17 protein-coding genes are annotated in these 12,773 nt (G+C 34.3%); 14 read left to right on the top strand and 3 right to left on the bottom strand.

Going from position 1 to position 12,773, the window contains the following annotated elements; translation table 11 throughout:
- The first annotated feature begins 6 nt into the window (after positions 1-6).
- The 7 genes from ACZ5EP_RS02875 to ACZ5EP_RS02845 all read left to right on the top strand — a co-directional run bounded on the left by ACZ5EP_RS02875 (position 7) and on the right by ACZ5EP_RS02845 (position 6,669).
- Positions 7-1,683: a molybdopterin-dependent oxidoreductase gene (locus ACZ5EP_RS02875; protein ID WP_464509360.1), complete on the top strand. Its 1,677-nt coding sequence runs from the start codon at positions 7-9 to the stop codon at positions 1,681-1,683.
- Positions 1,670-2,068: a YchJ family protein gene (locus ACZ5EP_RS02870; protein ID WP_464509359.1), complete on the top strand. Its 399-nt coding sequence runs from the start codon at positions 1,670-1,672 to the stop codon at positions 2,066-2,068. Before ACZ5EP_RS02875 ends, ACZ5EP_RS02870 begins: the two co-directional genes overlap by 14 nt.
- Positions 2,069-2,087: 19 nt before the next feature.
- Positions 2,088-2,534, top strand: coding sequence for a hypothetical protein (locus ACZ5EP_RS02865; RefSeq protein WP_464509358.1), 447 nt, complete (start codon positions 2,088-2,090; stop codon positions 2,532-2,534).
- Positions 2,534-3,031 carry an LOG family protein gene (locus tag ACZ5EP_RS02860; RefSeq protein WP_464509357.1) on the top strand — a complete coding sequence of 166 codons (498 nt, stop codon included), beginning with the start codon at positions 2,534-2,536 and terminating at the stop codon, positions 3,029-3,031. Before ACZ5EP_RS02865 ends, ACZ5EP_RS02860 begins: the two co-directional genes overlap by 1 nt.
- A 97-nt stretch (positions 3,032-3,128) precedes the next feature.
- A complete protein-coding gene (locus ACZ5EP_RS02855; RefSeq protein WP_464509356.1) occupies positions 3,129-4,634 on the top strand; it encodes a response regulator in 1,506 nt (501 codons plus the stop codon).
- 35 nt (positions 4,635-4,669) lie between these two features.
- Complete coding sequence (locus ACZ5EP_RS02850) at positions 4,670-5,302, top strand: phosphoglycolate phosphatase (RefSeq protein ID WP_464509355.1); 633 nt, start codon at positions 4,670-4,672, stop codon at positions 5,300-5,302.
- Positions 5,299-6,669 (top strand): FAD-dependent oxidoreductase, encoded by a 1,371-nt coding sequence (locus ACZ5EP_RS02845; protein ID WP_464509354.1) that lies wholly within the window; start codon positions 5,299-5,301, stop codon positions 6,667-6,669. The genes ACZ5EP_RS02850 and ACZ5EP_RS02845 overlap by 4 nt, the downstream gene beginning before the upstream one ends.
- Here the strand turns inward: ACZ5EP_RS02845 and recR are convergent.
- On the bottom strand, positions 6,659-7,222 hold the full coding sequence (gene recR / locus ACZ5EP_RS02840; RefSeq protein WP_464509353.1) for a recombination mediator RecR: 564 nt from the start codon (positions 7,220-7,222) through the stop codon (positions 6,659-6,661). The genes ACZ5EP_RS02845 and recR overlap by 11 nt on opposite strands.
- A 49-nt stretch (positions 7,223-7,271) precedes the next feature.
- Here recR and msrB point away from each other — a divergent pair, with 49 nt between their 5' ends.
- From msrB to ACZ5EP_RS02825, 3 genes are read left to right on the top strand one after another with little or no spacing between them, the layout of a single operon-like run.
- On the top strand, positions 7,272-7,658 hold the full coding sequence (gene msrB / locus ACZ5EP_RS02835; protein WP_127680384.1) for a peptide-methionine (R)-S-oxide reductase MsrB: 387 nt from the start codon (positions 7,272-7,274) through the stop codon (positions 7,656-7,658).
- Positions 7,648-8,382, top strand: a complete 735-nt coding sequence (locus ACZ5EP_RS02830) for an alpha/beta fold hydrolase (RefSeq protein ID WP_464509352.1) — start codon at positions 7,648-7,650, stop codon at positions 8,380-8,382. Before msrB ends, ACZ5EP_RS02830 begins: the two co-directional genes overlap by 11 nt.
- Positions 8,370-8,876, top strand: a complete 507-nt coding sequence (locus tag ACZ5EP_RS02825) for a macro domain-containing protein (protein ID WP_464509351.1) — start codon at positions 8,370-8,372, stop codon at positions 8,874-8,876. Before ACZ5EP_RS02830 ends, ACZ5EP_RS02825 begins: the two co-directional genes overlap by 13 nt.
- Here the strand turns inward: ACZ5EP_RS02825 and ade are convergent.
- Entirely contained in the window at positions 8,854-10,443 is a 1,590-nt protein-coding gene (ade, locus tag ACZ5EP_RS02820; RefSeq protein ID WP_464509350.1) for an adenine deaminase, read from the bottom strand. The two genes, ACZ5EP_RS02825 and ade, sit on opposite strands and share 23 nt — an antisense overlap.
- An 80-nt stretch (positions 10,444-10,523) precedes the next feature.
- Between ade and ACZ5EP_RS02815 the strand changes: the two genes are divergently transcribed.
- The 4 genes from ACZ5EP_RS02815 (at position 10,524) to ACZ5EP_RS02800 (ending at position 12,197) form a co-directional block, all read left to right on the top strand.
- The gene (locus tag ACZ5EP_RS02815) at positions 10,524-10,826 is read left to right on the top strand and encodes a DUF4282 domain-containing protein (RefSeq protein WP_464509349.1); all 303 of its coding nucleotides are present in this window, start codon (positions 10,524-10,526) and stop codon (positions 10,824-10,826) included.
- 79 nt (positions 10,827-10,905) lie between these two features.
- On the top strand, positions 10,906-11,217 hold the full coding sequence (locus ACZ5EP_RS02810) for an MTH1187 family thiamine-binding protein (RefSeq protein ID WP_464509348.1): 312 nt from the start codon (positions 10,906-10,908) through the stop codon (positions 11,215-11,217).
- A gap of 100 nt (positions 11,218-11,317) precedes the next feature.
- A complete protein-coding gene (locus ACZ5EP_RS02805) occupies positions 11,318-11,677 on the top strand; it encodes a DUF2089 family protein (RefSeq protein WP_127680396.1) in 360 nt (119 codons plus the stop codon).
- A 34-nt stretch (positions 11,678-11,711) separates the two neighbouring features.
- Positions 11,712-12,197, top strand: a complete 486-nt coding sequence (locus tag ACZ5EP_RS02800; protein ID WP_127680398.1) for an HIT family protein — start codon at positions 11,712-11,714, stop codon at positions 12,195-12,197.
- Positions 12,198-12,209: 12 nt separating this feature from the next.
- Here ACZ5EP_RS02800 and ACZ5EP_RS02795 read toward each other — a convergent pair whose 3' ends face one another.
- Positions 12,210-12,740, bottom strand: coding sequence for a PhnA domain-containing protein (locus ACZ5EP_RS02795; RefSeq protein WP_127680400.1), 531 nt, complete (start codon positions 12,738-12,740; stop codon positions 12,210-12,212).
- Positions 12,741-12,773 lie beyond the last annotated feature (33 nt).

Here is a 12,773-nt window from a genome sequence, read left to right as displayed (position 1 = left end):
TTTCTTATGTTCTGTCCGCTTGACTGCTGGGACTCCTGCAAATTAAAAGTGAAAAATGAAAAATTAAAAGTTAAATTTGAAGGGGATTCAATAACTCCTTATTTATGCTGGAAGCTGAACAATTACTTCAAATTCCCTTCCGAAACCACTCCGAAATACAATAGTGAAAATATTATGTTAAATAAAGCTCTGGACAAATTAACTGAAATATTAAAAAAAACTGATCCAAAAAGAGTGCTTTTTGTAAAAGGCTCCGGTAACATGGGGATTATGCAAAACGTAACAAAGCTCTTTTTTGAGAATTACGGAGCAACGTTTGCCGTAGGTTCCACATGCGACGGGCTTGGTGAAGAGGGGATAATTAAAGGACGTGGAAAATCACTAATACTTCCGACATGGATAATTAAAAACGCTAAAAACATAATAATCTGGGGCAGAAATCCGTATGTAACAAACATCCATCTTATTCCAATGATAAAAGACAAGTATATCGTGAGCATTGATGCCATAAATACAAAAACCGCGAAAAATTCAGATCTTTTCATACAGGTAAAACCGAATACCGATTTTTACTTGGCGATACTGCTGGCTCAAATGGTGATTGAAAGTGAGCAATATGAAGTTAGTGATAATTTTGATGAGTATAAAAAAATAGTCTTTTCATATGACAGAAAAGATCTAATGAAAAAATGTGGAATAAATAACGAAGAATTAATGAAACTTTTTGAAGTTATAAAGCAGGGCGCCGCAGTATTGACAGGACTTGGAACGGCAAAATGTAAAGAATGCTGGAAAACTACATGGGCAATTGACAGTTTATTTTATATGCTTGGATATTTTGGAAAAGAAGACAAAGGTGTGGCGTTTCTCGGAAGCAGCGGATACGGAATAAACAACCCTTTCAGTATTAATCATAAAAATAAAGTGCCGCTGTGGGATGTAAACCTTGATGATTATGATGTTGTTTTTGTACAGGCAGGTAATCCTCTTGTAAGTTTTCCAAACAGGCATGAATGGCAAAAAATTAAAAACAAAACAACCGTTGTTTTTGGTAAATATATGGATGAAACCGCTCAAATTGCCAAGCTTTTTATTCCGACAAAAGATTTTTTTGAGAAAAAGGATGTAAGGGGGAGTTATTTTCACGAATTTGTTATCACTCAAAAATCAAATCGATTTTTGAGTGGCGGGGAGAAAATTTCAGAATATGAACTTACTGAATATTTAATGGATAAATTCGGGTTCAAGGGCTTGAAAAGCGAAGATGATTATATCGACGAAATATTAAATGCCGATTTGGAAAAAATAGGAGATGAAATATACCGCAAAAAGGTATTTGACAAACCTCCTTATAAAGAAGGTTTTTTTACGGATAATGGAAAATTTAAATTTTTAAATGAAGATTTTGAATACAATGAAAAATCCTTTGAGATAGTGACGGCAAAGCACGATAAAGCGCTTAATTCGCAGTTTCAACGCGATAAAAAAATATACATTAATCCAAATAGTAATAATATTATGTTAAATTGGATAAATCAAAAAATTGATCATAACAGGGTTGTGTTTACTGAAGATGTACCTGAAAACATCATATACGCCAAAGGCGGAAGTATTATAAACGAATTTATAGCCTGCGCAGGGAAAAACGCATATTACGAAAAGGATTTTGATGAAAATATCTAAAAACTCTCCTTGTCCCTGCGGAAGCGGTAAAAAGTATAAAGAGTGCTGTTTTAAATGGCACAAAATCGGAAGTGCTCCGAACGCTTTACTTCTGATGAAAAGCAGATATACGGCATATGCTATTGGGAATGCTGATTATATAGTAAAAACAACTCATCCCGAATCACCGCACTTTGAAAAAAATCTTAATGAATGGAAAAGATCTGTCAAAGAGTTTGGCAACAGTGAATTTAAAAAACTCGAAATTATTGAATTTATTGACGGAGAAAAAGAAGCTTATGTGGAGTTTAAGGCATATATTGATGATTATGTAATGCATGAAAGAAGCAGGTTTGTTAAAGACGGAAAGTGGTTTTATATTGACGGCATTCAGAGAGATGTATAATATAAAAAAAGGATATGTTATGAGAATAAACCGTTTTCCGAAAATGGCGGCACTTCAGAAATTCAGGGCATTAAAGCTCGGGTTTGATTTACCGAAAGCGGAAGCAATAGGGATTGCAGAAGCTACAAAATACGCAATTTTTAAAAACCTCTCTCATAAAAAGCGTATTGCCAAAGAAAAAGAAGAGGTCATTAAACAGTTTCAGGGTAAAAAAGAGCTTGACGAAGAAACTTTTGGGGTATTTAAACTCCCGGCCGTTGACGGACTGCCTTATGTGGGAGGCAAAATTTATACCAGTGAAGACTATAACAGATATTTTATGAAATGGGGAGACGAGATTAAAGCCCTGATAGAAAAATGGGCAGAAAACATTATCGAAAACTGTGATGAAAAAACTCTAAAAAGCGAAAACAGGTTTTTTAACGAATGCTGGAAACCTCATCGCGATGAACTACAGGAGGCATAATGAAAACAGCTACGACTTTCGGTGCAAGCAGGGTTGAAGACCCTGAACTTTATAAAGAGGGAGTGGAACTCGGCAGATTTTTGGCAGAAAAAGGCTACAAGGTAAAATGCGGTGGTTACGGAGGGCTGATGGAGGCTGTCAGCAAAGGAGTCAATGAAGCCGGAGGGGAAGTAATCGGTGTTACGCTTGAATATTTTGATGAAATAAGACCTAAAAACCCGTATCTTACTAAACGGATTCCTGCAAAAGATCTCTTTGAAAGATTAAAAAAACTGATTGAAGGAAGTGAAATTTTTATTGCACAAAGGGGCAGTATAGGTACATTAAATGAAATTTTTATGGTCTGGGCGTTAAAATACGGTTTAAATCTTGATTTTAGAATATGTCTCATAGGCCGTGAATATGAAGAAATTAAAAATCTTTCTTTAATCCCGGAAGAAAGACTCGGAGACATAGAAATCTATAAAACTCTCAACGAATTCAAAAAACACTTTTAACGAATTACTGATTGATATAACTTTTTTTTAATATTTGTGTCATTTAAGTTAATTTGGGTAAAATTTTTATTGATTTGAAAAAGGGGAAAGGATACGAATGAAAATATTAATTATCGAAGACTCCAAAATGTTGAATAATCTTTTAAAAAAAGAACTTTCTTCTTTGGGATTTGACGTTACACAGTCATATACACTAAAAGAAAGCTGGAAATATCTTGAAAACAACAGTTACGATTTAATCATTTTAGACCTGCATCTGCCTGACGGTGAGGGGATAGAGCTATTAGACGAACTGCATTCAATGTCTGATGCAAAAGTGGTAGTGCTCTCCTCAATAGATGACAAATATTTAAGGGAAGAGCTTTTCAGATACGGTATTCTCGATTATATTATCAAAGATAAAAATTTAAAATTCTCTCTTTTGGAACTGATAAAAATAATAAAATTCGCATCGGAAGAAAACAAAGGAAACATTTTAATAGTTGACGATTCTAAATTTTTAAACAAACAGTTAAACAACATATTAACTCCAAGAAATTATAATGTGCGGAATGCTTATACGTTTAAAGAGGGTATGGAGCTTTTAAATAAAAACAGATATGATCTTTTGATTTTGGATTTAAACCTTCCGGACGGCCACGGAGTCGATATACTGGAAAAAGTAAGAGAGAACACAAACACCATTGATTTGCCCGTAATTGTTCTTTCAGGAGAAGCAAATCCGGATTTAATAAGAGAAGTGTTAAAAAAAGGGGCAAACGATTATCTCGCTAAACCTTTTGTATTTGAAGAGTTTTTATTAAGAGTGGATCTTTGGATAGAATATTATAAAAACAAAAAAGAGCTTTCAAATAAAACAAGAGAACTGAAAAACATCAACAAAAACCTCCAAAAACTTGTACAAAAAGAAGTTGAAAAAAACAGACAAAAAGACAAACTGTTAATGTTGCAGTCCAGACACGCACAAATGGGAGAGCTGCTTTCGATTATTTCACATGAATGGATCCAGCCGATCAGCGCAATATCTTCATTGGCTGCAATAATCCAGCTGAAAATATTCAAAAACGATTTAAATGAGAAGTTTTGTGAAGATACGGCTGTAAAAATTAAAAAATACGTAGAAAGTTTAAATGAAATAATGAATAATTTTAAAAACTTTTTTAAACCTCACAGCGAAAAAACAGTTACCGACTTTGAAAAAATAACAAAATATTCCTTATCCCTGCTTGAAAGCTACATTCAAAAAACAAAAACCAAAATAAATATAGATATCAAAAACCTTGAAAGTTTTGAAACATTTGAAAACGAAATAGTACAGGTAGTAGTAAATATTCTTAAAAACGCAATAGAGGCGTATCCTGACGAATCCGAAAAAATAATAGAAGTCATTATTGACGGGAAAACTCTTGTCATTCAGGATTTTGCCGGTGGTATACCGGAAAAAATAATTAATAATATTTTTGAGCAGTATTTTTCAACAAAAGGTGAAAAAGGAACCGGAATAGGGCTTTATATCTCGAAAATAATTATTGAAGACCACTGCGGAGGGAAAATAAAAGTAGAAAATAAAAACGGCGGAGCCAGATTTACCATTCAGCTGTAAAATTTTGATAATATTTCAGATAAAAAAGGTATTATTTGAAACTTTTAATATTTGATCTGGACGGAACACTTATAGATTCGGTACCCGATTTAACTGAAGCAATTAATAAAACATTCAATGAACTCGGTATTGATAACGTAACTGAAGATGAAGTAAGGAATTATCTGGGAAACGGTGCAAGAACACTGATAGAAAGGGCATTAAAAAATAAAAATGACCAAAATCTGCTTCAAGAAGCTTTAAAAATTTTTAAAAACCATTACAAAAACAGCGTATGCGTAAAAACTTCCCTTTATCCAGGAGTTAAAGAAACTCTTGAAAAACTGCCCAATAAAAAGGCAATAGTAACAAACAAACCGTATGAATTCGTGGGTGAAATATTAAAAACACTGGGAATTGACGGACATTTTGAAATGTATATCGGAGGAGAAAGTCTGCCTGAGAAGAAACCTTCTCCTCTTCCTCTTTTGTATGTATGCGAAAAAATGGGATTTGAACCTGAAAACTCAGTTATGATAGGTGATTCCAAAAACGACATAATCGCTGCAAAAAAAGCGGGAATTAAATCCATAGCGGTAAATTACGGATACAATTACGGTGAAGATGTGAAAATTTTTGAACCTGACATAATAATTGATGAATTTACTAAACTTGCGGAGGTTGTATGAAAGCGGCAATTATCGGAGGCGGAATAACGGGCAGCAGTATTGCAATGTATCTTGACAGTTTAGGTATAAACGTTACTCTTTTCGAAAAAAATGATCTTGTAAGCGGTCCGCCTATATGCCATCTTCATGCCGGCGGAAATTTATACAGGGAAATAACGCTAAAAGAAAAAATTGCTCTTTTAAAAGAATCTATTGATTTTATCAGACTGTATCCGCAGGCGATTGATTACAGGCCGACTGTAATAGCCGTGCCGAAAAATGATGAGGGAAATCCTAAAGATCTGATCGAAACACTGGAAATTTTAAAAAAAGAATATAAAAAACTTATTGAAAACGATCCTAAAAATAAAGTATTAGGCGAGCCTGATGAGTATTACAGACTATATTATAAACAAGACCTGCAAAAACTTAAAATGAAAGATCTCCCAAAAGTGCCTAAAACTCCAGACGAATGGCTGATACCTTTTGCAAAATACGTAAATCTCGATAATATTAAATATCCCGTAATTTTGGTTCAGGAATACGGAGTAAACGTATTTAGACTAGCAGCAATAGCCAAAATGATATTAGAACCTAAAGACATTGTTAAATATGAAGAAGTAAAAGAGCTGAAAAAAGCGGACGGCAAATGGATACTCAACGGTGAAGAATTTGATTATTTAATTAATGCCGCCGGATTTAAAAGCGGGATAATTGACGATAAATTACACTTTAAAAGAGAAAAACTGACGGAATTTAAAGCCGCTTACGTTGTAAAAAATGAGAATTTCAATTTTACATGGCCGGAAATAATCTTTCACGGTAAACGGGGCACTCCCCAGGGAATGGGACAGTTTACCCCTTACGCAAACGGAATATTCCAGCTTCACGGAATGACGAAAGATATTACTTTATTTGAAGACGGTCTGGTAAGCAGCAGTGAAAACAGCTCTTATCCCAGACTTCCTAAACATTTTATAGAGAAAATAGAAAAAGGATGGGAAAAAGAAGAAGCCGAAAGCAGAGCAAAAAAAGCCATTGAACATTTAAGCAGATTCATACCTGAATTTAAAAACAGCAAACCGACTTTCGTTCCTTTATACGGCGCCCAGCAGATTCCCGGAACAGATGCCGAGCTCAGGGCCGTTGAAATAAGTTTTGAAAACAATTATGCAAGATGTGAAGTGGTAAAAGCTTCAACAGTTACGTCAATGGCGGATTCGATTGTAAAAGATTTAAATAAAAAGTTCAATACGCCGTATAAAAAACAGATTGAAATAGATGAAATAAAAAATTTAGACGATAAAACCGTTACCGAAAAAGCTAAAGAAACGGCCAAAAAAAGAGGCTACCCGGAAGATATGGGTAAAAGATGCTTTAAAGCTTAAACCTTTGTTTAATTGCTTTAGCGAGGGAATTAACATCCACATTTTCAAAATGCACGCCGGTAGGCACACCCTGGGCTATTTGTGTAAATTCAATATTTAAATCTTTTAATTTGTCTTCTATATAAAGACTTCTGGCTTCCGACTCTACGGAAGGAGGAAAAGCAAAAATCAGCTCTTCGATTTTCTTTTCCCTGATAATATTTTTAAGTTTTTCGATGATTTCATCGTCAATATGGTTTAAGACAAAATAATATCCTTTATAACTTCCGCTTTCTTCTATTGTAATGATATCTTTTGAATTTTCAACAACGGCAAGCGTTTTATCCCTGTGTTCATCGCTGCATATGTCGCATATCTCGTGTTCGCTGAAATTGCCGCATATTTCGCATTCTTTAATATTTGCAACCACGTCTTCAATGGCGTTTATCAGTTTTAAGGCTTTGAATTTGTCTTTTGCAATGCTTATGGCCAGTCTTGTGGCCGATTTTTTCCCGATACTCGGCAGTTCTTCGAACGCTTCAATTAATCTGTTTAAAGATTGTAAATCTTTCATTTAACTCCTATTTTGGATAAAATTTTCAAAATTATATCAAAGGTTTTATATGTGCAACTGCAAAAACACTCTAACGGAGTTTGAAAAACGGGTTATTTGTGAAAAAGGCACCGAGCCGCCGTTTAATAATGAATACTGGGACAATAAAAGCCCGGGGATATACTACTGCAAATGCTGCGGCGCCGAACTTTTCAGCAGCGAACATAAATTTGACAGCGGAACCGGATGGCCCAGTTTTTACATTTCTACAGGAGAAGTATTGGAAAAAGCCGATTTTACCGGAGGAATGACAAGAATCGAAGCAATGTGCGGCAGATGCAGAGGACATCTGGGACATATATTCGGAGACGGGCCGGCACCTACCGGTATCAGATACTGTATAAATTCCGCAAGTTTGATTTTCAAACCGAAATACGGAGAAAAAAGTGGCAATTAGGGATATTGAACATAACGGCAAAAAATTTAAAATAGCCTATGATGTCATAAATCCAGGAAAAGACAAAAACATTATATTTCTGCACGGCTGGGGAAGCAATAAAGAAATAATGAAATGTTTTAAAGAAAATTTCCAGCAATTCAGGCATGTATATATAGATATGCCGGGATTTGGCAAATCTACAAACAATAATTATATTTTAAATACCGGCGACTATGCTGAAATAACCGATAAATTTTTAAATTCTCTGGGTTTAACGAAAGATATTATAATAGGGCACAGTTTCGGAGGCAAAGTCGCAACACTTTTAAACCCGGAAATTTTAGTGCTTTTAGCAAGTGCGGGTATTGTAATGCCGAAACCTTTAAAAGTAAGAGTAAAAATAAAAACATTTAAACTTCTAAAAAAATTAGGTTTGAGCTCTTTTAGGAAATTTTTTGTAAGCGAAGACGCAAAAGAAATGAATGAAAACATGTATGAAACCTTCAAAAATGTTGTTGATGAAGATTTTACGGACAGATTTTCCAATTATTCAGGAAATGCGCTTGTTTTCGGAGGAAAAGAAGATACGGCCGTTCCTCCTGCCGCTGTTGTAAAACAGGCGGAACTGTTAAATACTGATTATATTATGTTAAACGGAGACCATTATTTCTTTTTTAACGGAACAGACGCGGCTAAAAACAGACGGATAATTGAACAAAAAGTACTTGAATGTATAAAATAACAGTAAAACAGGGAAATATCTTTGATGAAAAAGAATCAGACTTTATCGTAAACCCTTCAAATAAGGATCTTTTCCTCGGAAGCGGCGTTTCTGCGGCATTCCGGATGAACTGCTCGGAAGATCTGCAAAGCGAGATGAAAAAACAGGCTCCTATAAAGCAGGGCGAAGTGGCAGTAACTTCCTGCCCCGGAAATCCTAAATTTAAATACGCTATTCATGCAGCCGTAATGGATTACTCAAAGCCTGATCCTTCGCCTACATATGATACTGTTAAAAAAATTCTTTACAATATTGAAAATATCATAAAAAAATACGCCCCGTGTAAAATTGTACTTCCTTTGATGGGCACAGGCGTCGGCGGTCTGGATAAAGAAAAAGTAATACAGATTTATAAAGAGTTCTTTTCCAGAAATGTCGATTTTGAGTGCGAAGCGGTTATTTACGCTCATAATGAAAAAGATTTTCAGATCCTCAGGAAATACATAAATCAATAAACTTAAACTTCTCTACATCAAAAAGCCCTTTGTCTGATAATTTAATTTCCGGAATTACAAGCAGTGCCATAAAAGAAAGCGTCATAAACGGTGACGATAAAGTACATCCGAACTCTTTTGCGAAATTTTGTATTTCAGTATACTTTTTCGAAACGTCATAAGGGTTTTCACTGCTCATAAGCCCTGCAATATCAAGTTTTAAAGCTTTTACCTCGTTGCCTTCTACGGCACATATTCCGCCTTTCATTTCAATAACGGTATTGATTGCCTTGATCATTTCTTGTTTGCTGCTTCCGACTGCCACGATATTATGGGAGTCATGCGCAACACTGGAAGCTATGGCTCCTTTTTTTAAACCGAAACCTTTAATCAAAGCTACGAACGGAGGAGTGCTTTTATATCTGTTGGTAACTGAAAAAAGCAGTATATCTTTTTCAATATCGGGCACAAAACCTTTATGGCTCTGTTTTTTGGTAATAAGTTCACCGTCAACAGCTTCAATTACATTGTATGTTTTACATGATTTAATATCAATATCAGCAATTTTTTCAGCGTTAAAATTATTTACAGGATAAACTTCTTTAAATTTAAGATCTTTATCACAGTCATAAACCTTTTTGCCGTTAATGTATGTGGATAAAACATTAAATTCTTCTAAACCGTCAACAATAATAAAATCAGCCGGATCGCCAGTTTGGAGCTGTCCCACATCCAGGCCGTAATGCAGTGCCGGGTTTATACACGCAGCTTTTAATACATTAAAAAGATCACATCCTTTTTGAAGGGAACGTTTTACGAGCAGGTTAATATCGCCTTTAATTAAATCGTCAGGATGCCTGTCATCGGAGCAAAATATTATTTTATCCGGATATTTGTCTATCAGAGGATATAACGCTTCAAAATTCTTAGCCGCACTGCCTTCTCTTATAATTATTTTCATGCCTTTTTTTATTTTTTCTTCTCCTTCTTCAAGTGTAAATGCTTCATGATCCGTTTGAATACCGGCATTTATATACTTCGTCAAATTTTCACCTCTAAGCCCAGGCGCATGACCGTCAATACGCTTATTGTATTTTTTAGCAAGCGCGATCTTTGAGAGCATATCTTTATCTCCGTTTATTACACCGGGAAAATTCATTACTTCACTTAAGTATAAAATATCATCCCTTTTGAACAGTTCTTCTATTTCCTCAACGCCAAGTTTTGCTCCGCTGGTTTCAAACGGAGTGGCGGGAACGCAGGGACTGGCACCGAAATATATCTTTAAAGCGGTCTCTTTTGCGTTCTCTATCATCCAGTATACGCCTTTTAAACCTAAAACATTGGCAATTTCATGCGGGTCGCTTACGCTTGCGACATGGCCGTGGGAAAGCATTATTTCACCAAAAGAAGAGGGCGGCAGCATTGAACTTTCAATATGGATATGAGCATCAATAAATCCCGGAAGGATATAATTTTCAGCATTCTTAATCCGTTCAATAAACTCTATTTTTCCGTTTTTTATTGTTATTTTGGCCGGAAAAATTTTTTTATTTACAATATCAACGTAATTTGCTGTTATAAACATAACAAACCTTTTTATTTATTATAACCCGTAAAACTTAAATTTTAATTATTGTTATAATTTCAAAAAAAGAGTTTATATGTATGACTTTTTTAACATTCAAAACGTTTATCAGCGATAAAGTATTAATATTTTTTTATTACCTTTTTGCAATCGGAATACCTATAACAATACTGTTTTTAAAAAACAGAATATTTGAAACGGTAATATTTAAAAATATTTTTCCGGTTTTAAAAGAATATTCATACGATAAACTAAACAAAAAACAAAAGCAATATTTAATAATAATCAGTATTATGTGTTTTATAATATGTGAAGTCCTATTAAGAATGTTTTTTGAGTTTTTAATAGCTTATATACAGATTAGAAATTCTTTAGTTAATTAGTAAACTAAATGCTGTTTTAAACTTAAAGAAAACTAATATAAATGTGTTATTTCCAAGAAAAAATCTTAAAGGAGGAAAAATGAGCGTACTTGTGGAATTTGCCATGTTCCCGACAGACAAGGGGGAGAGTGTAAGTGAATATGTAAGCAGGGTAATTAAAATGTTTAAAGAAAGCGATATAAACTATCAGCTGACTCCTATGGGAACGGTGTTTGAAGTAGAAACCATGGAGGAAGCCATGGAAGTTATCAATAACGCATACAAACAGTTAGAACCCGACTGCAACAGGGTATATACAACAATCAAAATGGATATAAGAAAAAATAAATCTAACAGAATAAAACAGAAAATCAATTCAATCAAAAGCAAAATAGGGGATGTTAACGCTTAACTAATAGTGCTGTTTTAAATTATTTAAAAAAATATTTAATAAATTTGAATTATTTTAAAAAATAGCCTATAATATTTTAACAATATTAAAAGGCTCGAAAATGACAAAATGTTTTGTATGTAAATCAAACCTTCAAATTGAACGGTTGAAGTGCACTCACTGCAATACAGTTTTTGAAGGCGGTTTTTCTTTCCCTCTTCTTGCAAAACTGTCCTTAAACTCCCAAAAACTCGCAGTTGAGCTCATACTGGCCGGAGGCAATTTAAAAGATCTTGCCGAAAAACTAGGTATTACTTATCCGACTTTAAAAAAAAGAATCCAGGAATTACAGAGTGAATTAATTATGTTAATTAAAGAAAGGGATGATGAAATTACTTACATCAAAAATAAAATAAAAAACAACGAAATATCAAAAGAAGAAGGGGAAAAAATAATAAACGAACTTCTCGGTAACATTTGATATAATCTATACATATAATATATAAAGGAAAATAATGGAAAGACTTTATGCTCCCTGGAGAAGAGAATATCACGTCAAAAAACAGACAGGATGTGTTTTTTGCGATATAGCAAACACGCCTGAAAAAGATGAAGAAAACCAGGTTTTTTACAGGGATGAAATATGTTTTTTCGTAATGAACAGATTTCCTTATAATCCCGGACATTTTATGATTATACCTTTAAGACACGTATCAAACTATGAGGATTTAAACGAAAAAGAAGTCTGCCATATAGCAAAAATGGCTCAGACAGGCTGTAAAATATTAAAAGATTTCGGCGCTCACGGTATTAATATGGGATGGAATTTAGGTTTTGACGCGGGTGCAGGGATACCGGATCATATACATTTGCAGATAGTTCCGAGATTTAAACGTGATACGAATCTGATGACTACGGTTTTTGATACCAGGGTTTACAGTGCGGATTTTGACAAGATATATGAAGAAATTAAAACGATAGCGAATAAATATCTGAAATAGGGGATTGCCCTATCAGATCTTTTTAAGAAATTCTGTTTTTAAATAAACCTGACCGATACCGTCTACTTTACATGAAACATGTCCATCAACATCACACATTCTGATATTTTTAACTACAGTACCTCTTTTGATTGTTTTACCGGCACCTTTTACTTCAAGATCTTTAATTACGCTTACACTGTCACCGGCTTTTAGAATGTTTCCGTTTGAATCTTTTACAACTTCTTCAGTTTTGTTCGCTATTGCCATTTCTTCATCGGTTAAATACATCATATCCGTCATATCGCTTCTTCCAAGCGCCTGCCAAATTTTATAACTTAAAATTTTAACAGCCGGAACTTCACTCCACATTGCGTTGTTTAAACAGTTAAAATGATTTTCATCGTAATTTTGCGATTCGATCTGACTCAAACATGTTTCGCAGAGCAGGGCGTACCCGTCGTTATCTTCGCTTTTATATACTTCATAAACCGAAAGGCTGTTGTCGCTTTCGCATAGTTCGCATTTGCTTCCGGCTCTGTCAAATATTTCTTTTTCGTTCATTTTTACCCTTTTTTTGGTGAAAGTATAGCAAAA

The organism is Nautilia abyssi (assembly GCF_055388085.1).
This window is presented reverse-complemented; position numbering and strand designations above follow the sequence as displayed.